The organism is Rhodococcus sp. NFXS4, assembly GCF_058139645.1.
This window is the reverse complement of sequence record NZ_CP192221.1, coordinates 23,011-44,099: the sequence shown is the minus strand read 5'-3', so window position 1 is coordinate 44,099 and position 21,089 is coordinate 23,011. Positions and strand designations below refer to the sequence as shown.

The 21,089-nt window shown below is 69.3% G+C and carries 23 protein-coding genes; 10 read left to right on the top strand and 13 right to left on the bottom strand.

Annotation, left to right across the window (positions count from 1 at the left end; genetic code table 11):
- Positions 1–136: 136 nt before the first annotated feature.
- Positions 137–712, top strand: a complete 576-nt coding sequence (locus J4E04_RS00255; RefSeq protein WP_027505908.1) for a TerD family protein — start codon at positions 137–139, stop codon at positions 710–712.
- Here J4E04_RS00255 and J4E04_RS00250 read toward each other — a convergent pair whose 3' ends face one another.
- Both J4E04_RS00250 and J4E04_RS00245 read right to left on the bottom strand, forming a co-directional pair.
- Positions 713–1,000, bottom strand: a complete 288-nt coding sequence (locus J4E04_RS00250; protein WP_490149662.1) for a hypothetical protein — start codon at positions 998–1,000, stop codon at positions 713–715. It lies immediately after the preceding gene.
- 40 nt (positions 1,001–1,040) lie between these two features.
- Complete coding sequence (locus tag J4E04_RS00245; RefSeq protein WP_056440794.1) at positions 1,041–2,267, bottom strand: GGDEF domain-containing protein; 1,227 nt, start codon at positions 2,265–2,267, stop codon at positions 1,041–1,043.
- 165 nt (positions 2,268–2,432) lie between these two features.
- Here J4E04_RS00245 and J4E04_RS00240 point away from each other — a divergent pair, with 165 nt between their 5' ends.
- Positions 2,433–3,473, top strand: coding sequence for an NAD(P)H-dependent flavin oxidoreductase (locus tag J4E04_RS00240; protein WP_490149661.1), 1,041 nt, complete (start codon positions 2,433–2,435; stop codon positions 3,471–3,473).
- 4 nt (positions 3,474–3,477) lie between these two features.
- Here the strand turns inward: J4E04_RS00240 and J4E04_RS00235 are convergent, their stop codons facing one another.
- Together J4E04_RS00235 and lat are read right to left on the bottom strand one after the other, a co-directional pair.
- Complete coding sequence (locus tag J4E04_RS00235) at positions 3,478–4,287, bottom strand: alpha/beta fold hydrolase (protein ID WP_027505905.1); 810 nt, start codon at positions 4,285–4,287, stop codon at positions 3,478–3,480.
- A 60-nt stretch (positions 4,288–4,347) separates the two neighbouring features.
- On the bottom strand, positions 4,348–5,685 hold the full coding sequence (lat, locus tag J4E04_RS00230) for an L-lysine 6-transaminase (RefSeq protein WP_490149660.1): 1,338 nt from the start codon (positions 5,683–5,685) through the stop codon (positions 4,348–4,350).
- 85 nt (positions 5,686–5,770) lie between these two features.
- On the opposite strand from lat, the gene amaB reads away from it, so the two are divergent.
- Together amaB and J4E04_RS00220 are read left to right on the top strand one after the other, a co-directional pair.
- Positions 5,771–7,282 (top strand): L-piperidine-6-carboxylate dehydrogenase, encoded by a 1,512-nt coding sequence (amaB, locus tag J4E04_RS00225; RefSeq protein ID WP_027505903.1) that lies wholly within the window; start codon positions 5,771–5,773, stop codon positions 7,280–7,282.
- 113 nt (positions 7,283–7,395) lie between these two features.
- Positions 7,396–7,593 (top strand): RNA-binding S4 domain-containing protein, encoded by a 198-nt coding sequence (locus tag J4E04_RS00220; RefSeq protein ID WP_027505902.1) that lies wholly within the window; start codon positions 7,396–7,398, stop codon positions 7,591–7,593.
- A gap of 8 nt (positions 7,594–7,601) precedes the next feature.
- On the opposite strand, the gene rraA is transcribed toward J4E04_RS00220, so the two are convergent.
- Positions 7,602–8,096, bottom strand: a complete 495-nt coding sequence (rraA, locus tag J4E04_RS00215) for a ribonuclease E activity regulator RraA (protein ID WP_490149659.1) — start codon at positions 8,094–8,096, stop codon at positions 7,602–7,604.
- A gap of 138 nt (positions 8,097–8,234) precedes the next feature.
- Between rraA and J4E04_RS00210 the strand changes: the two genes are divergently transcribed.
- Complete coding sequence (locus tag J4E04_RS00210; protein ID WP_231476342.1) at positions 8,235–8,534, top strand: DUF6480 family protein; 300 nt, start codon at positions 8,235–8,237, stop codon at positions 8,532–8,534.
- A gap of 61 nt (positions 8,535–8,595) precedes the next feature.
- Here the strand turns inward: J4E04_RS00210 and J4E04_RS00205 are convergent, their stop codons facing one another.
- Positions 8,596–9,363: a MerR family transcriptional regulator gene (locus tag J4E04_RS00205; protein WP_490149658.1), complete on the bottom strand. Its 768-nt coding sequence runs from the start codon at positions 9,361–9,363 to the stop codon at positions 8,596–8,598.
- Positions 9,364–9,533: 170 nt separating this feature from the next.
- Between J4E04_RS00205 and J4E04_RS00200 the strand changes: the two genes are divergently transcribed.
- From J4E04_RS00200 to J4E04_RS00190, 3 genes are all read left to right on the top strand, one after another.
- Positions 9,534–11,078 (top strand): succinic semialdehyde dehydrogenase, encoded by a 1,545-nt coding sequence (locus J4E04_RS00200; RefSeq protein ID WP_027505898.1) that lies wholly within the window; start codon positions 9,534–9,536, stop codon positions 11,076–11,078.
- Positions 11,079–11,204: 126 nt separating this feature from the next.
- Positions 11,205–12,632, top strand: coding sequence for a hemolysin family protein (locus tag J4E04_RS00195; protein ID WP_490149657.1), 1,428 nt, complete (start codon positions 11,205–11,207; stop codon positions 12,630–12,632).
- A complete protein-coding gene (locus J4E04_RS00190; protein WP_027505896.1) occupies positions 12,629–13,645 on the top strand; it encodes a CNNM domain-containing protein in 1,017 nt (338 codons plus the stop codon). Before J4E04_RS00195 ends, J4E04_RS00190 begins: the two co-directional genes overlap by 4 nt.
- Here the strand turns inward: J4E04_RS00190 and J4E04_RS00185 are convergent, their stop codons facing one another.
- Genes J4E04_RS00185 through J4E04_RS00165 form a run of 5 tightly spaced genes read right to left on the bottom strand, consistent with a single transcriptional unit; the run spans position 13,646 to position 16,963 of the window.
- Positions 13,646–14,581, bottom strand: a complete 936-nt coding sequence (locus tag J4E04_RS00185) for a copper resistance D family protein (RefSeq protein ID WP_490149656.1) — start codon at positions 14,579–14,581, stop codon at positions 13,646–13,648.
- Positions 14,582–14,584: 3 nt separating this feature from the next.
- Entirely contained in the window at positions 14,585–15,091 is a 507-nt protein-coding gene (locus tag J4E04_RS00180) for a copper resistance CopC family protein (protein ID WP_490149655.1), read from the bottom strand.
- Complete coding sequence (locus J4E04_RS00175) at positions 15,088–15,753, bottom strand: YcnI family copper-binding membrane protein (RefSeq protein WP_027505893.1); 666 nt, start codon at positions 15,751–15,753, stop codon at positions 15,088–15,090. Before J4E04_RS00175 ends, J4E04_RS00180 begins: the two co-directional genes overlap by 4 nt.
- A gap of 16 nt (positions 15,754–15,769) precedes the next feature.
- Positions 15,770–16,267 (bottom strand): hypothetical protein, encoded by a 498-nt coding sequence (locus J4E04_RS00170; RefSeq protein WP_222641339.1) that lies wholly within the window; start codon positions 16,265–16,267, stop codon positions 15,770–15,772.
- A 57-nt stretch (positions 16,268–16,324) separates the two neighbouring features.
- On the bottom strand, positions 16,325–16,963 hold the full coding sequence (locus J4E04_RS00165) for a DUF6474 family protein (RefSeq protein WP_490149654.1): 639 nt from the start codon (positions 16,961–16,963) through the stop codon (positions 16,325–16,327).
- Between the two features lie 152 nt (positions 16,964–17,115).
- On the opposite strand from J4E04_RS00165, the gene J4E04_RS00160 reads away from it, so the two are divergent.
- The gene (locus tag J4E04_RS00160) at positions 17,116–18,747 is read left to right on the top strand and encodes a TM0106 family RecB-like putative nuclease (RefSeq protein WP_490149653.1); all 1,632 of its coding nucleotides are present in this window, start codon (positions 17,116–17,118) and stop codon (positions 18,745–18,747) included.
- 144 nt (positions 18,748–18,891) lie between these two features.
- Here the strand turns inward: J4E04_RS00160 and J4E04_RS00155 are convergent, their stop codons facing one another.
- A complete protein-coding gene (locus tag J4E04_RS00155) occupies positions 18,892–19,659 on the bottom strand; it encodes an SDR family NAD(P)-dependent oxidoreductase (RefSeq protein WP_222629296.1) in 768 nt (255 codons plus the stop codon).
- 84 nt (positions 19,660–19,743) lie between these two features.
- Here J4E04_RS00155 and J4E04_RS00150 point away from each other — a divergent pair, with 84 nt between their 5' ends.
- Positions 19,744–20,238: a nucleoside deaminase gene (locus J4E04_RS00150; RefSeq protein ID WP_222632539.1), complete on the top strand. Its 495-nt coding sequence runs from the start codon at positions 19,744–19,746 to the stop codon at positions 20,236–20,238.
- On the opposite strand, the gene J4E04_RS00145 is transcribed toward J4E04_RS00150, so the two are convergent.
- Positions 20,180–20,878 carry a TMEM165/GDT1 family protein gene (locus J4E04_RS00145; RefSeq protein WP_222632541.1) on the bottom strand — a complete coding sequence of 233 codons (699 nt, stop codon included), beginning with the start codon at positions 20,876–20,878 and terminating at the stop codon, positions 20,180–20,182. The two genes, J4E04_RS00150 and J4E04_RS00145, sit on opposite strands and share 59 nt — an antisense overlap.
- Positions 20,879–21,089: the final 211 nt, after the last annotated feature.

The following is a 21,089-nucleotide window of genomic DNA, read 5'->3' as shown; positions in this document are numbered from 1 at the left end:
CGATGCCGCCGCGCGCCCTGTGCTGCGCGGCGGGTCGTCACGAAGGGCCGGGAACCGGAACGACGTCGGGTTCGTTGGCCGGGCAGCACCGATCCGAATACGGATGAATCGGGCGAAACGAGAAGGGATCTCTCACATGGGCGTCAGCCTGACCAAGGGTGGCAACGTGTCTCTCACGAAGGCCGCACCGAATCTGACCGCGGTGTCCGTCGGACTCGGATGGGATCTGCGCACGACGACCGGAACGGATTTCGATCTCGACGCCAGCGCCATCGCGCTCGGCCCGGACAAGAAGGCGCCCGGCAACGAGTACTTCGTCTTCTTCAACAATCTGAAGACTCCGGACGGCTCGATCCAGCACACGGGTGACAACAAGACCGGTGAGGGCGACGGCGACGACGAGGTCATCGACGTCGATCTCGCAGCGGTCCCGTCCACCGTCGACATCGTCACGTTCCCCGTCTCGATCTACGAGGCCGACGCGCGCTCGCAGTCGTTCGGCCAGGTCCGCGGCGCCTACATCCGCGTGATCGACAAGTCGAACGGCACCGAGCTCGCCCGTTACGACCTCACCGAGGACGCCTCGACGGAGACCGCCATGGTCTTCGGCGAGCTGTACCGCAACGGTGCGGAGTGGAAGTTCCGCGCCGTCGGCCAGGGCTACGCCTCCGGACTCGCCGGCATCGCCCGCGACTTCGGCATCAGCGTCTGATCAGTCTCGACGCCTGATCTCGGGGCGGTCGGCTCGTCGCCTCGCGCGAACGACGCCGACCGCCCCGATGATCATGCCCACGATGGACAGCACGTCCGACTCGGTGAATCCGTGCTGGAGTGAGAACACCACCAGCACACGGCCCTCGAGCGGCGCGTTGAAGAGCAGCCAGCCGATCGACGCGAACACCACCGCGGAGATCGACCAGGCGTTCGGCCGCGCCAGGCACCACGCCGACGCGGCGAACAGCGAGTTCATGACCACGAGTGCGTGGAAGATGTCGATCACGGGGTGGGTTTCCTCGTCTGGGTCCGGTGCAGGGCGGGTGTCACAGGAAGGTCGAGAGCAGCCGATGCCCGCCGGCGGCCTTGGCTCGGTACATCATCGAGTCCGCACCCCGCGTCGCGCGGTCGATCGCCCCGGGTCCGGAACTCCACAGCGACGAGTCGGGAGTCAACACGGCGACGCCGACGCTGGCGGTCACGGGAATGGTGTCCTGTCGATCGTGGACCGTCTCGGTGACACGGGCGACCACCGACTCGACGTCACCGTCCACATCGGTGAGGACCGCCACGAACTCCTCGCCGCCGGTTCGCGCGAGCACCCCGTGGCCGTCGAAGAGCTCGGCGAGCCGGGTCGCGACCAGGACGATCACGGTGTCGCCCTGATCGTGTCCGAAGCGGTCGTTGACGCTCTTGAAACGATCGATGTCGATCATCACGACCACCACGGGCGATGTGGTCGCGAGTGCCGTCTCCCACAGATCCTCGACCGAGTTCTGCAGACCGCGGCGGTTCCTGACGCCGGTCAGCGAATCGAGGTCCGAGGCTTTCGCGTCCGTCGAGACGAGTGACCACGCGATGGACGCGAAGACCGGCACCCCACTGCTCGCGCCGCTGGCCACCAGCACCGCGGCGATCGCGTCCCACGGCCCCCACAGGTTCTGGACGTACGCCAGGGTGCCGATGAGGACGATGACGGCATTGGTGAACGCGAGATGGGCGAGCAGCACTCGTGGGCTGAGGAAGAACGTGCAGAGAGCGCCGTTGATCGCGAACAGGAAGGTGCCGATCAGTGCCGACGTCGGGGTGTCCAGCAGGATCACGGACGTGATGCCGACGTCGCCGAAGATCAGGAACCCGAGGAACTGCGCCTTCGTGTCCGGCGTCGGTCCCGTGAGCACCCAGATCATCGCGGCGATCTGCAGGGCCAGCACGAGGAAGACGTAGACGATCGCCGGCGTGCCGGAGGGGCCGTTGGGCGAGGCGAGCATCAACATGGACACGGTCGCGTTGAGCAGCACCGCGCCGGCGAAGACCAGCCGGATGATGCCGTGGATGGACCGGGTGGAGTGGTGGACGAAGATCCAGTCGAAATCGTGCGGCGTGGTCAGCCACCGACGCACGACGTCGAGTGCGCTGTCCCGAGGCCGGTGGGTGAGGGGTCTGCGTTGCGCGTTGCGGATGCGCCGGGATCCGCTGTGTCGACCCGGGCGAGCGCGATCGCGGGACGCGCGGACGCGCTGCGTGACCGGCGGACGGGTCGGGTGCGGCATGCGTGGAGAATCCCTTCGAACTCGATGCGACCCCCGACGCGGCGTGTGTCCCTGCTGGTGACCAGTGAAGTGTACGTGTAGTCGGTTTGGTCGGCCCGAAACCGGTGAAACATCGGGTATTCGTGGTAGGTCGGCGAGATCACCCCTCGACGTACGATCGGCCGCATGACCGCTGTGTTCCCTGCCAGGCTTCCTGTCGTGTGCGCGCCGATGGCCGGAGGCCCGTCCACCCCCGCCCTGACCGCCGCCGTGAGCGATGCCGGTGGCCTGGGGTTCCTGGCCGGAGCCCTGCTGAGTCCGGAGGCGCTCGACGGCCGGCTCTCCGAGATCGAGTCCCTCACGTCGGCGCCGTACGGTGTCAATCTCTTCCTCCCGTCAGCGCACATCGCGGTCGCCGACGAGATGGAGTCGTACCGCGCCGCGCTGGCCTCGATCGCCGCCGAGTTCGGGGTCGAACCCGGCCCGGCGACACCCGGCCCCGACGACATCGACGCGGTCATCGACGTGGTGCTCGCCCACCGCCCGGCGGCCGTATCGGTCACGTTCGGTCGACCCGGCGCCGAGCTCACCGCCCGCGTGCACGAGATCGGCGCCCTGATGATCGGGACGGTCACCTCCGTCGACGAGGCCCGCGAGGCCGTCGAGGACGGGGCCGACATGCTCGTCGTCCAGGGCAGTGAGGCCGGCGGACACCGGGGCGTCTTCACCGACGACGGGTCGTCTCCTCGAGGCGGTGACGCGATGTCGCTGCCGTCCCTGCTGCTCGCCGTCGGACTGTCGGTCGACGTGCCCCTGATCGCGGCCGGCGGGATCATGGACGGGTCCAGCGTGGTGGCCGCTCTCGGACTCGGCGCCGTCGCTGCGCAGATGGGCACCGCGTTCCTGTGCTCCGACGAGGCCGGTACCTCGGCGGTGCACCGCGCCGCACTGCTGGACCGCCGCTACCGGCGCACCGTGGTGACGCGTGCGTTCTCGGGACGACCGGCTCGGGGACTCGAGAACGAGTTCGCCGCGCAGTTCACGGCCTCCGCACCGGCCGGCTATCCCGATGTCAACGCGATCACGGGCCCGATCCGCACCGCGGCGACGGCTGCCGGCCGAGCGGACGTGCCCAACCTGTGGGCCGGTACCGGGTGGCGTTCGGTGACCGCCGCGCCGGCCGCGGACATCGTCGCGCGGATCGTCGCCGAGATGGAGACCGCCTAGAACCTCAGGACGGATCTGCTGTCGGGGACCGGTCCTGACTTCCCGCGAGGAGGATCGACGCGATCAGCTCGGGATTGTCCGTCATCGGCACGTGGCCGACCCCGGGGACCGAGATGACGCGGGCGTGCGGGAAGCGGCGACGGACGCCCCGCACCTGGTAGTGCGGCAGGATCAGGTCTCGCGTGCCCCACGCCACCGTCACCGGCACCAGCGGTTCGGTGAGTGGCGGGAACTCGAACGGCGCGTCGATGCCCGCGTCGATCATCGCGTTGGTGGTGAGTGACGAGGCGTCGACGACGGCGGCCTCGTACGACACCCTGCTCGGATGCGCGAAGAACGGCAGCAGCGTGGGGTACCGCACCGCCCGCATCTTGAGCGCAGTCGGTGTGGCCTTGCCGAACGTGCGCGCGACGGTCCGCATCGCGCGGAACGTCACCATGGTCCGAGCCTGGTCGGTGTGGTTGAGGAAGAAGCCGGCGGGGGACAGCGCGGTGGCCGACGCCACCTCGCCCTGCGCGGCGAGACACAGCGCGACGTAGCCGCCGAGCGAGTTGCCGGCGATGTGCACCTGGTGGTCCGGCTCCTCGATCTCGCGGACGAACTCGGTGACCTCGTTCTGGAGCGTGAGCAGCACGTTCTCACCGGACTCGTGCAGCGGCTCCGACTCCCCGTGCCCGGGCAGGTCCACGGTCACGACCCGCCGATAGGGCGTGAGCAGGTCCAGCACCGCGTCCCACGCCTGGCGGCGGTGAACGACTCCGTGCACCAGTACGAGGGTGGGACCGTGACCGTCGACGTCGTAGCGCAGTGTCATGGGCGGATGGTAGCGGAGCCCGGCGCAGTGCCTGTCACTCGGCGTACACAGACAATCCGGTCACGAGCTGAGAACCCGGTCGATCGCCGCGACGGCGTCGGCCAGCGCCTCCTCGGTCACGGTCAGCGCGGGACGGAACCGGACGCTGCGCGAGCCGCACCCCAGCATGATCACGCGCTCGTCGACGAGGAGCCGCGTGATCAGTCGATCGCGAGTCGCGGTGTCCGGCAGTGAGAACGCCCGGAACAGGCCGCGTCCCCGCACGTCGGAGATCGACGGGTGACGCACCGCGAGTGCGTCGAGAGCGGCGCCGAGGATCGCGCCCCTCTCCGCGGCGCGGGCGATGAGGCCGTCGCGTTCGATCACCTCGAGGATCCGCCGTGCTCGCACCATGTCGGCCAGGCCGCCGCCCCACGTCGAGTTGATCCGTGATCCGACCTCGAAGACGTTGTCGCGCACCATGTCCACGCGGCGGCCCGCCATGATGCCGCACACCTGGGTCTTCTTGCCGAAGGCGAGGACATCGGGTTCGACGCCCAGCTGCTGGTGCGCCCACGCGGTGCCGGTGATGCCCGCCCCGGACTGGACCTCGTCGACGACGAACAACGCGTCGAACTCGTGGCACAGAGCCTGCAGCCCGAGGAGGAACGACGGTCGGAAGTGATGGTCGCCGCCCTCGCCCTGGATCGGCTCGACGATGGCGGCGGCGATGTCGTCGGGGAACGACTCGAACGCGGCCCGCGCAGCGGCCAGTGAGCGCGCCTCGAGAGCGTCCATGTCCGCGCCCTCGCGCAGGTACGGCGACGGGATGCGGGGCCAGTCGAACTTCGGGAAACGCGCGACCTTGATCGGATCCGTGTTGGTGAGCGACATGGTGTAGCCCGACCGGCCGTGGAAGGCGTGCTCGAGGTGCAGGATCCGTCCGCCCAGTGCCGGGTCGAGACCGCGGGACTCGTTCAGCCGGCTCTTCCAGTCGAAGGCCACTTTGAGGGCGTTCTCGACGGCGAGCGCACCGCCCTCGACGAAGAAGAGGTGGGGTAGTTCGGGGACGCCGAGCACGCGCGCGAAGGTCGCGACGAAGCGGGCCATCGGCTCGGAGTAGAGGTCAGAGTTGCTCGGCTTGTGCAGCGCGGCCGTCAGCAGATCCGCCCGGAACTCGTCGTCGCGGGCGAGAGACGGATGGTTCATCCCGAGCGCGTTCGAGGCGAAGAACGTGAACATGTCGAGATAGGACGCACCGGTCCGCGCATCGACGAGTGTGGAGCCGTGCGACCGCTCGAGGTCGAGAACCATGTCGAAGCCGTCGGCCAGGATGTGGCGCGACAGCACGTCGTGGACCGACTCCGGCGCACCGGCGGGAACGGGGGTGGTGGGCCGCGATGGCAGTACCTGCGTCATGAAGGCGAAAGTACGCGATAAAATACTGTCAAACAACAGCTGGGCCGGAATAAATCCTGTCACGACCATCGGAGACAATGAATCCATGACATCTACCGTCGACCTGTCCGCCCGTACGTCCGAGCTGCTCGCCGCAGTCGGGGCCGCGCCGCTCGACCACGACTCCGGCCTGGCCGCGACCAGCCCGATCACCGGTGCGGTGCTGGGCCACGTGCCGCTCACGAGCGACGTGGACTCGGTGATCGCCGCAGCCGCGGACGCCTACCGGTCGTGGTCTCTCGTTCCCGCGCCGGTACGCGGCGGTCTGGTGCGTGAGCTGGGTGAACTGCTCCGCGAACACAAGGACGCACTCGGTGAGCTGGTGTCCATCGAGGCCGGCAAGATCGTCAGCGAGGGCCTCGGCGAGGTCCAGGAGATGATCGACATCTGCGACTTCGGCGTCGGACTGTCCCGCCAGCTCTACGGCAACACCATCGCCACCGAGCGGCCCGGCCACCGGATGATGGAGCAGTGGCACCCACTCGGAGTCGTCGCCGTGATCACGGCCTTTAACTTCCCGGTCGCGGTGTGGTCGTGGAACACCGTGCTCGCCCTCGTCGCCGGCGACACGGTGGTGTGGAAGCCGTCGGAGAAGACGCCCGTCACCGCGGTGGCCGTGCAGGCGCTGTTCGAGGAAGCCGCACGCCGTGCCGGGGTGTCGCCGGCGGTGGCGCAACTCGTCGTCGGTGACCGTGCCGTCGGTGAGACCCTCGTCGACGATCCGCGCATCGCCTTGGTCTCCGCCACCGGATCGACCCGCATGGGCCGCGAGGTGGGTCCCCGCGTCGCGGCACGGTTCGGCCGCGTGCTCCTCGAACTCGGCGGCAACAACGCCGCGATCGTCTGTCCGAGCGCCGATCTCGACCTCACCGTCCGCGGCCTGGTGTTCTCCGCGGCCGGCACGGCCGGTCAACGATGCACGTCCCTGCGCCGCGTCATCGTGCACGAGTCCGTCGCCGACACCCTCGTCGACCGACTGGGTACCGCGTACTCGTCGTTGCCCGTCGGGTCGCCGCTCGACTCGTCGACGCTGGTCGGACCGCTGATCGACGAGGCCGCGCACGACGGGTACGCCGACGCGTTGGAGCTCGCGCGGAAGGACGGCGGCACCGTCGTCGCGGGTGGTGAGCGGGTGCGAGTGGCGGGCGCCGAGGACGGTGTCTACGTCCAGCCGGCCATCGTGCGGATGCCCGCGCAGACCGACGTGGTGCGCCGTGAGACGTTCGCGCCCATTCTGTACGTCATGACCTACAGCGATCTGGACGAGGCCATCGCCCTCCACAACGACGTACCGCAGGGGCTGTCGTCGTCGATCTTCACGACCGACCTGCGCGAGGCGGAACGCTTCCTGTCGGCGGCAGGGTCGGACTGCGGCATCGCGAACGTGAACATCGGCCCGTCGGGCGCGGAGATCGGCGGCGCGTTCGGCGGCGAGAAGGAGACCGGTGGCGGGCGCGAATCGGGCAGTGACGCCTGGAAGTCCTACATGCGACGCACCACCAACACGGTCAACTACAGCTCGGAGCTGCCGCTCGCCCAGGGGGTGACGTTCCTGTGACTGCGGGAAGGCCGGAGGACGGCCGGGATCACGCGGGAAGGCCGGAGGCCGGCCGGGATCACGCGGGAAGGCCGGAGGACGGCCGGGATCACAGCAGCGATCGAACGGTCGAGATCCGCGACGAGGTGATCAGGCTGGGGCAGTTCCTCAAGCTGGCCGACCTCATCGAGTCGGGGTCCGAGGCGAAGGCCGTCATCGCGGACGGTCTCGTCGAAGTCAACGGTGAGACCGAACTGCGCCGAGGACGTCAGCTCCGTGCGGGCGACACCGTCACCGTCGGCGGGGTGTCCGCCCGCGTCGCTCAGGCCTGAGCTGCCGGTCAGCCCTGAGGCGGGAGGGGTTGCGCCGCGACGACGACACCGTCGTCGTCGCTGTAGACGAACTCGCCGGGGATGAAGGTGACTCCGCCGAACTCGACTGTGACGTTCTTCTCACCCGACCCTGTCTGCGTGCTCTTGCGCGGGTTGGTTCCCAGCGCCTTCACCCCGATGGCGAGAGTCGTCAGGATGGCCGAGTCGCGCACGGCACCGTTGACGATGACGCCCGCCCACCCGTTGTCCACACCGCGCCCGGCGATGATGTCGCCGACGAGGGCGGTGTGGACACTCGCGTCGCCGTCGACCACCAGGACTCCGCCGTTGCCGGGCTCCGACAACGTCTGCTTGACCAGCAAGTTGTCCTGAAAGCAGCGAATGGTGGTGATGGGTCCGCAGAACTCCCGCACGGCCCCGAGCTGACGGAACTGCGTGTCGCAGCTCCGGATGTCCGGCCCGAGGGTGTCGGCGAGATCGGCGGTCGCGATGAAGGTGCTCATGGCGTCACAGGCTAGCGGCAGTCCTGCGGCACGTCGGGTCACGCTGTCGGGGACACTCGCCGGGGCGGCGGTTGGTGCGTCGGCGGTTCGGTCCCTCGATGTCGATTGGACGGTGCAGGTCGGGGGAACCCGCACGTCATGAGTACAAGTCACGACGGCAACGACGGTCACACCGGTGACGAGACTGCGCGCGACGCCACCCGAGAGGACCACCCCATGTCCGGCCAGAACCCCGATCCCGCAGAGACTGCAGGACTCGAACCCGGTGGCAGCATCGTGCCGGGTGACACGCCGCCGGACTCCACGTCGGCCGCGGGTCCCAATCATGAACCGCCCCAGCGCACTCGGACACCCGCGATCGTGTTCCTGGTCGCGGTCGGCGTCGTCGTGGTGCTGATCGTCCTCGGTGTCGTGGGCAGGATCGCGGGCCTCGTCTAGAGCCCCCGACAGAACTGACGACGGAGCACGTGGCCTCTCGGCCTCGTGCTCCGTCCGTGTGTCAGGCCCCGTTCTCGCGGGCGTTCGCTCCGACGACGGCGACGATCCACTCCGCCAGCCCGGCGGCCCGCCCGTCGTAGTGCGCGCGGAACCGCTCGTCGGCGGTGTACATCCCGGCCACGCAGACATGCATCGCGTGATCGCAGTCGTAGAAGCGGTCGATCGACGCTCGGTGACGTTCGGCCAGAACGTTCGCCTCGTCCGAACCGGGCTCCACGCCGCGGAGCATCGCTGCAGCGAGATCAGCCTCGAGTTGTTCGGTGTCGGCCTTGATCGCACGCCAGTCGTCGGCCGACATCGCGGCGGTGCGCTCCGTGCTCTGGGCCCACGCATCGGTGGTTCCCCAGCGCTCGCGGGCCTCGTCCTCGTACTTCTCGCCGGCCCAGTCGTCGCCCCAGATCTCACGCTGCTCGGCCGAGGTCAGGTTCGTACCCATCGTCTTCCTCTCGATCACGGTGTCCACGGCGTTCGCCATGGCGGTCAGGTGAGCGATGCGCTGATCGAGCAGGGTGCGCTGCCGTCGGAGATGCTCGAGTGCGTCCGCGGCGGGATCGTCGAGTATCTCCTTGATCTCGGTCAGCGGGAACCCGAGTTCGCGATAGGTCAGCACGGAGTACAGGCGCTCCACGTCCTGCGAGGAGTAGGTGCGGTATCCCGCAGGAGATCTGCCGCCGGGCACCACCAGCCCCACCGCGTCGTAGTGGTGCAGGGTGCGCACGCTGACGTCCGCCAGCGCGGCGACCTGTCCCACGGTCAGTGCATCGTTCACACCGGTCACTGTCCTGCCTCCCGTTGCGTGAGGGTCAAGCACAATCTTGGCCCGATCCGCCGAGGCGTCCGGTCGGGGGCTGTGTCCGAACGCACTCCTGGCGTACCGTGTCGATACCGACGGTGTATCCGTCAACCGTCGTCACACTCATCCGCCACTGGGAGATACGCATGTCAGCGCCGACCGCAGACACGTTCACACGACTCGTCGCCCTCGCCTCGGTCGCACCGGGCCGGGAGACCAAGCCCGTCATCGAGGTGTTCACCGGCCGCGAGATGGCGACCATCCCCGTCGGCACCCGCGACGACGTGCTGGCGGCGAACGACAAGGTCCGCGCAGCCCAGAAGCGGTGGGCGACGACGTCCATCGCAGATCGAGCGAAGATCCTCCACAAGTATCGCGACCTCGTGTTGAAGCACCGGGCGTCGCTCATCGACCTGGCGCAGGCAGAGACCGGGAAGTCCCGGTCCGCCGCCCAGGAGGAGGTCCTCGACATCGCGATGACGGCGCGGCACTACGCGCGGGTCTCCGGCGAACTGCTGAAGAGCAAGCGCGTCAAGGGCATGCTTCCCGTGCTGACCAAGACGCAGGTCAACTACCAGCCCAAAGGCATCGTCGGCATCATCTCGCCGTGGAACTACCCGATGACCCTCGCGGTGTCCGATGCCATCCCGGCTCTGATGGCCGGCAACGGCATCGTGCTGAAGCCGGACAGCCAGACGCCGTACTGCGCGCTCGCATGTGTCGAACTGCTCTACCAGGCCGGTCTGCCCCGTGACCTCTTCGCCGTGGTTCCCGGCCCCGGATCGGTGGTGGGCACCGCCATCGTCGACACCTCCGACTACCTGATGTTCACGGGTTCCACCGCCACCGGCCAGCTTCTCGCCGAGCAGACCGGTCGGCGACTCATCGGGTTCTCCGCCGAGCTCGGCGGCAAGAACGCCATGATCGTCGCCGCCGGCGCCAAGATCCCCGAGGTGGTCGACGCGGCCGTCCGTGCCTGCTTCTCCAACTCCGGTCAGCTCTGCATCTCCATCGAGCGCATCTACGTCGAGAAGTCGATCGCCGACAAGTTCACCGCCGCGTTCGGTGAGCGGGTGCGCCGCATGACGCTGGCCGCCACGTACGAGTTCGGGGTCGAGATGGGCAGCCTCATCTCGGAGGACCAGGTCAAGGCCATCTCGAACCACGTGGACGATGCGAAGGTGAAGGGTGCGACCGTGGTCGCCGGCGGCAAGGCACGCCCCGACATCGGCCCGCTGTTCTACGAGCCCACCGTGCTCACCGGCGTGACCGACGACATGGAGTGCTGGGGAGCCGAGACGTTCGGTCCCCTCGTCTCCATCTACCCCGTCGCCAGTGTCGACGAGGCTGTCGAGCGGGCCAACGCCACCGAGTACGGACTGAACGCCAGCGTGTGGGCGAAGACGAAGGCGCAGGGCGAGGCCATCGCCGCGCGACTGCACGCCGGCACCGTGAACGTGGACGAGGGGTACGCGCCGACCTGGGGAAGCACCGGTGCGCCGATGGGCGGCATGGGTGTCTCGGGCGTCGGTCGTCGACACGGACCGGACGGCGTCCTGAAGTACACCGAGTCGCAGACCGTCTCCACGACGCGCCTGATCAACCTCGGCGGACGACGGCTGCCTCCGAAGCTCTGGGCGAAGACGTTGCCGATCTTCATCCGGGCGCTGAAGTACGTGCCGGGACGGTAGCGGCGCGCATCCCGTAGAATCGGGCGAAACACCCGCAGCGACTAGAGGACGAATGGACAGCGACAAACCCGGGCCGGTCATGGCCCCCCTCGTATCGACCGATGCGACCAGGGCGGTGACCGGCACATGAGCGAGTTGTTGACGCTTCTCCTCGGTATCGTCGTCGTCGTCGGAATCACCGCTGGCACAGGCTATTTCGTGGCCCAGGAATTCGCCTACATGACCGTGGACCGGTCGAGGCTCGAAGCCCGCTCGAAGGCGGGTGACACCGTCGCCGCGCGCACCCTGGCCGTCACGAAGCGCACGTCCTTCATGCTCTCGGGCGCTCAGTTGGGCATCACCGTCACCGGCCTGCTCGTCGGTAACTTCGCCGAGCCGCTCATCGGACAGTCCCTCGGGACTCTGCTCGGCGGCGTCGGCATTCCGAGCGGTGTCGGACTCGCCGTCGGTGCGGTGACGGCGCTGGTGGTGTCGACGTTCGTGCAGATGCTCTTCGGCGAGCTGTTCCCCAAGAACTTCGCCATCGCCCGCCCCGAACCCGTCGCGCGATGGCTCTCGCTGTCGACGACGATCTACCTCAAGCTGTTCGGCTGGCTCATCCGTATTTTCGACGCCTCGTCCAACGCGCTGCTGAAGGCGCTGAAGATCGAGCCGGTCCACGACGTCGAGCACTCGGCGACCCCGCGCGACCTCGAACACATCGTGGCCGAGAGCCGGGGCACCGGTGACCTGCCCGAGGAGCTGTCCACACTGCTCGACCGCATCCTCGACTTCCCCACCCAGACCACGGGTCACGCGATGATCCCCCGCGCGAAGGTGGCGACGGTGCGCTCCGACTCCACCATCGCCGAGGTGCGCGCCCTCATGAGCGTCGAGCACTCGCGGTATCCGGTGCTCCATGCCGACGACTCGATCGAGGGCGTCGTGCACCTGCGCGACGTGCTCGCCACCGACCTGTCCGGCGACACACCGGTCGCCGTGCTGTCCCGCGACGCACTGGTGCTCCCCGAGACCCAGATGCTCCCCGACGCCATGGGGGAGCTGCGCGCGTCGAAGAACCAACTCGCCTGCGTCATCGACGAATACGGCTCCTTCACCGGTGTCGTCACCATCGAGGACCTGGCCGAGGAGCTCGTCGGCGAGATCACCGACGAGCACGACGACGCCGACGGCGCGGAACCCGTGCCCGGCGACGACGGTGTGTGGACGGTGGCCGGCGACGTCCACCTCGACGAGGTGGAACGTGCTCTGGACCGCGAACTTCCGGAGGGTGACATCGAGACCATCGCCGGACTGGCCATAAGCGTCCACGGATCGCTTCCCGAGGTCGGCGACGTCATCGAACTGGAGCTGCCCATCGACCCCGGTGACCTCGCGACCGACGCCGAACCGCCCCGACGGTTCCTCGTCATGAGGATTCAGGAGATCGACAACCACGTGCCGTCGTCGGTCACGCTCGAGGTCGTCGAGCGTGGCGGGAAGGCCGGAGGCCGGCCTGAATCAGACACCGCCTCGAATGATTCGACCGCGGTCGAGACGGAGAGTGCGCTGTGAGCAACCCCCTGGTGTTCCTCGTCGTCACCGTCGGCCTGATCGCGCTCAGCGCCTTCTTCGTCGCCGTCGAGTTCGCGCTCCTCGCCGCCAAGCGGCACCGGCTCGAGGACGCGGCGGCCGATTCGCGGTCGGCGCGCGCCGCGCTCCGCAGTTCCACCGAGCTCACGGTGCTGCTCGCCGGCTCGCAGCTGGGTATCACGTTGTGCACGTTGGCACTCGGTGCGTTCACCAAGCCCGCCGTGCACTACTGGCTCCGGCCGCTGTTCGAGTCACTCGGTCTGCCCTACTGGGCATCCGACGTGCTCGGCTTCGTCCTGGCCCTGATCATCGTGACCTTCCTGCACCTGGTCGTCGGCGAGATGGCGCCGAAGTCGTGGGCCATCGCGCATCCCGAGAAGTCGGCGACGATGCTCGCGATCCCGATGCGTGTCTTCATGTTCTTCACCCGCCCGATCCTGGTGTCGCTCAACGGGATGGCGAATGCACTGCTGCGCCGGGCCGGTGTGGAGCCGGCCGATCAGGTGATGTCGGGCCAGAACCCGGACGATCTCGAGCAGCTGGTCGCGCACTCGGTGAGTGTCGGATCGCTGGACAAGGGCTACTCGGATCAGCTCTCGAGTGCGCTGGAACTGCAGAAGCTCACGGTGGCGGACCTCGTGCGCATCGATTCCGAGCCCACCGCGGTGGCGACGACGGCGACGGTCGCCGACGTGCGGGCGGCGTCGCTGCGCACGGGCCATCTGCGCATCCTCGTGCGGGACGGCGCCGACGTGATCGGTCTGGTCCACGTGCGGGACACGTTGCAGGCGGAGGACTCCCGCTCGGTGGACGACTTCGTGCGACCGGCCTTCGAGCTCGACGCCGCCGCGCCCGTGTACGTCGCGCTCGCGGAGATGCGGGAGACCCGCAACCATCTCGCGGTGGTGCGCGACGGCGGTGCGGTGGTCGGTGTCATCACCATGTCGGACGTGCTCGTCCGGTTGCTGCCCAGCGCGGACCCGCTGCCCGCGTGATCAGGCCGTGGTCGCCAGTGCGGCGGCCACGCCGAACGCCACGGCCATCGCCGCGGTCTCGACGACGGCACGCCGCGTCGAGACCGTGGCGTGCGTGGTGTGGGCACCGATGACGCTCACCCACGTGCGCCGTCGCCACCACCCGCCGATCACCAGGGCGACCAGCAGGACCGACTTGAGCAGGATCAGCCGCCCGTAGTCGGTGTCGACCAGGGCGGTCACCGAGCTGAGCCGCACGGCGGCGTTGACGACACCGGTGACGGCGACGGCGATCACACACCACAGCGCGGCCGCCGAGTAGCGCGGGAGCAGATCCGCCCAGGCGGTCCGTGACCGCAGGGTCACCGCCATCGCGACCAGCAGCCCGAGCCACACCGATGCCGCCACGACGTGCACGGCGACGAGCAGCGCGCCGACGGCTTGCTGCGCCATGTGGCCGGTCATCGGGCGAGCGATGAGGGCGACGGCGGTGGGTACGACGACGACGATGCCGGAGACTTCCAGATCGGTGCGGAGGGCAGTGGCCGCCAGCACGGCCATCGCGAGCGCGACGACCACGACCGCGGAGCCGATCCGGCCGTTCGCGATGTTCTGGACGTAGTCTGTGAACGTGCCGAGCGACACCGCGGTGGCGCTGACGGCATCGGACCGCGCCGCCCCCAGCACCAGCAGCGTGACCTCGGAGACTGCCCAGCACGCGGCCGCGACGAGGGCGCCGCGCCACGCGAGGTGGTCGTCGACGTGCCGGGAATCGCGGGCCCACAGGATCAGCAGACCGAACCCGAGCACCACGGCACCGGCGACGTCGGCGCCGGTCCGCACGAGGGAGTCGAGCGGAAGGTCGGAGGGCGCCAGTACGAGGGCGGCGATCACTCCGAGCAGTGCAGCCGGAACGACGGCGAGCGGTGACCACCGCGCCGTCGTCGTTCCGGCCACGACTCAGTTCTTCTTCCGCAGAGCGAACGCGAGACCGCCGAGGAACACCACCGCGGCGGCGACCAGGAACGGCCAGAGCGGCACACCGCCCCCCGACTCGGTCGAGGACGCGCCGGCGTCGGCCGCGGGACCGGGGGTCCCGGCGCCGGCCGTCGTCAGCTCGAATGTCCGCGTACCGCTCACGGGGTGGCCGTCGGCTGACGTGACGCGGAACGCGATGGTGTATGTGCCCGTCGGCCCGAGCTCTCGGAGGTCCACCGCGACGGTGGAACCCGACACGCGCGGGTCACCGTCGGACCAGAGGTTGCCGTCGGGACCGACGACGGTCAGCGAGGCGAACTGCGACTGCACTGCCTCGTTGAACGTCACCGTCGCCTCCGCCGGACCCTGATCGACGGAACTCTCGTTCTCGGGGGAGCTGGACACCACCACCGAGTGCGCGGACGCCGTCGAGGTGCCGAGCAGCAGCGCCGCGGCGAGGGCGAGCAGCAGAGCGAGGAACCGTCTCACGAGCGTCGACTCCGTACCGTGGCGCCGATCCCGAGTGCGGCACCGAGTGCTCCGAGAACCAGCCCGATCCCGCCGAGCCACCGGGCCGTGGTGTCGGACGACGACGCAGCGGCCTCAGTGGTCGAGGACGCTGACGACACCGTGGGGCTGCTGTGATGATCGCCGCTGCTCGCGGCGAGTTCCAGTGTGGGAGCCGGCAGTTCGGGCTCGGTACCGTCCTCCGGTGTCGGCTGGTCCCAGTTCACGACCTCGCCGTCACTGTAGGTCTGGCGGGCCGGGAAGGACACGCTCTCCTCCTCCGGCAGGGGGCCGGCCGAGAGCTGGAACTGCTCGAACTGTCCGGGCCCGACACCGGGGTTGCCGGGATCCGCCGTCCAGGTGACCGAGGTGGCCAGTTCGTCCGCCGAGCGTTCGACGACGGCCGTCCATCCGGGCATGGGCTGCGTGCGGGCCGAGGTGAGGCCGGGCAGCTGGACGGTGACGGAGGTGGTGGACGCCGCCTCCGACTCGGTCGGCACCCGGAAGGTGAGAACGCCGTATCCGCCCTGTGCCGCGTCCGGAGCGGACACGACGACGTGGGCGGACGCCAGTCCTGCGGAGGCGAGGAGGGCGGCGGCGGTGAGGACACTCGTGCCCAGGGCACGCGTGGAGAAGCTGGTCATGACAGATGTCTTCCGTTCAGGTGAGGGAGTACCGCGGTGTGAGTGGCTGCACGAGCACCTGCGGTGGTCCTCTCCTGGAGACGGCGGACAGAACGGGTACGGGAACCGGCCGATCGAGCGGCGCGGTGGCGGTGACGGGTCGGGGGCGACGCGGCGGCGAGAACGTGAGCCGCGGTGCGCGCAGCACCGACGTGATCGCGGCGAACAGCCGCTCCGACGAGGCGACCAGGACTGCGCCGACACCGACGGCGACGGCGTGCGCCGCGAGCATCGACGCGTCGAGCGGGTGGGCGTGTTCCGCGACGGCGGCCAGTGCCTCGTGCGCGACGACCTGTCCGCCCACGAGCCACAGGAGGATCGGGAGGGGGCCGGTCCGGGCGGTCCCGACCCCGGCGGCGAGCACGCCCGCACCGATCGCGACGGCGAGCAGCAGGGAGAGAGCGGACGAGGTGGGCACGCCACCACCGCCGACACCGTGCGCGGCGACGGCGAGCGTGGCCGTGAGTGCTCCCACGGCACCACCACGCCACACGCGCGTGCGCTCGGTCCCCATCGTCGACTCAGGCAGGGATCAGCGCACGCCGAGGCGCGCGAGGATGTCGGCCTCGATGCCGTCGAGCTCGTCGGAGATGGCGCCGTGAGCCAGCTTGCGGCGCGACGGCGGCATCTGCTCGGCGGCGCGCACCGCGGTGGTGAGCTCGGTCAGGCGCGACCGGATCGCGTCGGCGAAGGCGCCCGTCTCGGCGTCCTGGTGCGACGCGGCGACCTCGGCGACGGAGCGCTCGGCACCGACGATGCGAGCGCTGAGCTTCGCACCGTGTCCGGTGTACTGGCCGAGCTCCTTCACGTCGACGCCGATGCGGCCGGCCCGGTACTGGTCGAGCTGACCCCGCAGGAGGGTCGCCGCGCGGTACGCGATCGGCACGAGGACGGGGGCCAGGACGCGACCGATGCCGACGTACTTGCGCACCTTCGCCGCGTTGATCTTGCCTTCGCGCGCGGCCTTCTCCCGTGCGGCCAGGGTCCTGATGTGCGCCTGATCCACCTTCTGTTGGCTGGTCAGCGCCTTGGCGTCGTTCTTCGCCAGCTTCTTCAGATGCTTGCGCTCGTTCCGGGCGGTGTACTTCGCCTCGAGGCCCGCCTTGTGGCGCAGGGCCTTGGCCTCGGCCTTCCGGGTCGCACGGCGAGAACGCTTCTTGCGCAGAGCCATGGTGTACGTGCCCCTATCGTGTCCGACTACGTCGCCAGAACGCTCCGACCGGATGACCGACGAGCGCCTGAATGCCTGCCGCCAGCCTATCGGTCCGCTCCGGGTGCGCTGCATCCGCGTGAGGTGTCGGCCCGTGGATCTACGCTGCGAGAATGTCCCACGTCGTGCCGCCCCCCGCTCCGGCGTCCGGCCCCTCCGTGCTGATCGACGCGTCGTCGCTCACCCGGTGCCGCCACCGCGTGTATCTCGACACCGCCTACCGCTCTCTGCTCGTCGACACCGCGGAGGACGCGGGGGTGCAGATGCGCCGGGAGGCGGCCGCCGCGTACCGAGCCGAGATCCGGGACACCCTGGTCGCCGCGGATCCGCAGTCGTGGGTGGTGGTCTCCCCGTCGATGTCCCGCTCGATGCAGGTCCGCGCCACCCGCGCGGCGTGCGAGTCCGGTGTCGAGCGCATCTGGAACGCGACCTTCGCCGACGACGAGGACGCCGGTCGGCGTGGCCGGTGCGACATGTTGGTGCGCGATCCGGACGGCGGGTACATCCCGGTACTGGTGGTCAACCACAAGGTCACCGATCCGGGAAGCGGCGCGGTGACCACGCCGTTCACGTCGTGGGCCCCGGCTCTCGATCCCACGCGCAAGGTGCGACCGCAGTTACGGGACCAGTTGGCGGCCGTGCACGTGCATCGGCTCCTGGGCCGCATCGGTCAGGCCGGTGTGTCGGCGCGAGCCGGTGTCATCGGCTTCGGTGCCGAGGTGATGCTCGTGCACGATCTGACGGCGGTCGAGGCGGAGTACGACACGCGCTTCGGTGACCGACTGGCCATCGCGTCAGGCTCGGTCGTCACGTCACCGTCGAAGGTGTCGGAATGTCGGTCCTGTCCGTGGTGGTCCGAGTGCGGCGAGACCCTGCGGCGCACGCGGGACGTCTCGCTGGTGGCGGCGGGGTCGCGAGCGGACGCCCTGCGGTCCGCGGGCATCGTCACCATCGACGACCTGGCGGACTGGACGGGCGGCGTGCCCGACGAGTGGCCGCACGGCGACTTCGACGAGACGGTCGTCATCGCCCGTGCATGGATCGCCGACCTGCCGCTCGTCCGGCGCCGCGACACCGTGACGGTCCAGCGGGCGGACGTCGAGGTGGACGTCGACATGGAGAGCTATCAGGAGCACGGCGCCTACATGTGGGGAACGCTCCTCGACCGGCGGGACGGTGCCGAGCCGCAGTACCGCGCCTTCGTGACGTGGGAACCGGTTCCCACGATGGACGAGGCGCGCTCGTTCGGCGAGTTCTGGTCCTGGATGCAGGGCGTGCGTGCGGACGCGCACGCGGAGGGCCTGACGTTCGCGGCCTACTGCTACTCGCGCGCCGCCGAGGACAAATGGCTGCTGGGATCCGCGCGGCGGTTCGCCGGCATGCCCGGTGTCCCCACCGAGGCCGAGGTGCGGGAGTTCATCGACGGGCCGGACTGGGTCGACATCTACATCGCGGTGTCCCAGAACTTCGTGTGTCCGTCGGGCAAGGGCCTCAAGAAGGTCGCACCGGTCGCGGGCTTCCACTGGCGGGACGACGAGGCGGGCGGCGAGGCGTCGATGGCCTGGTACCGCCGCGCGGTGGGATACGACGGAGACGTCGACGCGTCGCAACGCACGCGGTTGCTCGAGTACAACGAGGACGACGTGCAGGCCACCCGCGCGCTGCGGATTTGGATGGACGGGGCGGCCGCGCGGGAGATTCCGACTGCGGACGAGCTCAGCGGGAGTTCCTCTGTGACGAAGTGACACGCTCGCCCCGTCGTGTAACGAAGTGAAACGCTCGCCATCGCTACCAGTCGGGGGTTGGCAGCGACGACGAGCGTCTCGAGATGTGATTCGTCCCAGTACCCGGTGTGGATGGGTGGTGACGAAAAACTTTTTTTCGAGCAGTTACCGCGGTGCCATCCGGAGTGCGCCGTCCATGCGGATGGTCTCGCCGTTGAGGTAGTCGTGCTCGACGATCATCTGTGCGAGCTGCGCGTACTCGGTGGGCTGAGCGAGTCGGGACGGGAACGGGACGCCCGCCTCGAGGCCGGCGCGGTACTCCGGGGTGACGCCGGCGAGCATCGGGGTGTCGACGATGCCGGGGGCGATGGTGTTGACGCGGATGCCCACCTGGGCAAGGTCGCGCGCCGCGGGGACGGTCATGCCGTGCACGCCGCCCTTGGACGCGGAGTAGGCGATCTGACCGATCTGGCCCTCGAACGCGGCCACCGACGCGGTGTTGATGATGACGCCGCGCTGTCCGGCCTCGTCGACGGTCGGCAGCGTCTGCATGTGATCGGCCGCCAGACGCATGACGTTGAAGGTGCCGAGCAGGTTGATGGTGATGACCGTGCGGAAGAGCTCGAGATCGTGCACGCCCTTCTTGGACAGGATGCGTCCCGCCCAGCCCACGCCGGCGCAGTTCACGACGATGCGCAGCGGGACGCCGGCCTCGCCGATCTGTGCGAGGGCGGCCCGTACCTCCTCGTCGCTGGTGACGTCGGCGGCGATGAGCGTCACGCCGTCCGGTACGGAGTCACCGGCCTTGTCGATGGACTGCTGCAGGTCGAGGCCGAAGACGGTGACGCCGTTGTCGGCGAACCGCTTCGCCGTGGCCGCGCCGAGCCCCGATGCGCCGCCGGTGACCAATGCCGCTGTTCCCGCGATCTCCACTGCCGTGTCCTCTCGTCGGACGGCCGACTCGGTTACCGGCCGCTCACTGAAACGAACCCTAGTCGGTGGGTGCAGACTCGGGACATGACGTTCCCCGGTTCGGCAGACGAGGTCCATGTCCGGCGTTGTGTCGCGCTCGCGCGCGAGGCACTCGACGCCGGTGACGAGCCGTTCGGGTCCGTGTTGGTCGACGCGGACGGTCAGGTGCTCTTCGAGGACCGCAATCGCGTGGGCGGCGGGGACTCGACGCGCCATCCCGAGTTCACGATCGTGGAGTGGGCCGTGCGGAACCTGACGGCCGACGAGCGCGCCCGGACCACGGTGTACACATCGGGGGAGCACTGCCCGATGTGTTCGGCGGCGCACGCATGGGTGGGGCTCGGCGACATCGTCGTCGCGGTGACGAGTGCTCAGCTCACCGCGTGGCGGTCGGAGTGGGGTCTGGAGCCGGGCCCTGTCGCCGCGCTGCCCATCGGCGACGTGGCGCCGCGGATCCGGGTGCGGGGGCCCGTACCGGAGGTCAGCGCGGAGATGCGGTCACTTCATCGTCGGAATGCCGGTCTGCCGTCGGACGAGTGAGAGTCCAGCTCGTCGCCGCGATACCGAGGGCGAGGACCACGGCTGCGGCGATCAGTCCGACGGGTGTGCCGGGAAGCAGCCCCTCGAGGATCAGCCACACGCCGAAGACGAAGAACAGGGTCGCGGCACCGAGGGTGATGAGCCGCTCGGGCAGGTGCTTGCCCAGGGTCGCGCCGATGACGATGGCCAGAGCGTCGGCGGCGACCATGCCCAGCGTCGAGCCGATCCACACGCCGACCCAGTCGTTGTCGGAGGCGAGCGTGACGGTGGCCAACATCGTCTTGTCGCCGAGCTCGGCGAGGAAGAAGGCGGACGCGACGGCGATGAAGGCGGACTTCGTCACCCGGTCGGCCTTCGTCTTCTCCTCGTCGTCGAGCGAATCGCCGCGTAGCGTCCACAGGCCGAAGACCAGGAACGCGACGCCGCCGACGATGCCGATCAGGTGCGTGGGCAACGCGACACCGAGGTAGTGGCCCACGGCGACGGAGACGAGGTGGACGAGCGTCGTGGCGACCGTGATGCCGCCGATGACGACCCACCAGCGGTACTTCAGGGCGAACGTCATGGCCATCAGCTGGGATTTGTCACCGAGTTCGGCGACGAAGATGACTCCGAAGCTGAGCAGCAGGGCGGCGAGCACGTCGAACCTCCAGGACAGGGCGCGTCGGCCGACACGAGGGGAGAACCTGGCCGACGCTCGGTGCAGCGCACCGTGCGGTCATCGGGACCGGTGCGGGAAGGCCGGAGGCCGGCCGGTCGACGAAAGGTCTCGCCCACCTGCTGCCACGTGGGTGGCAGCTCGGTTCACCGAGCCGGGAGCGCCCCGGCGAACCGGTGCGCGCCAGTATGTC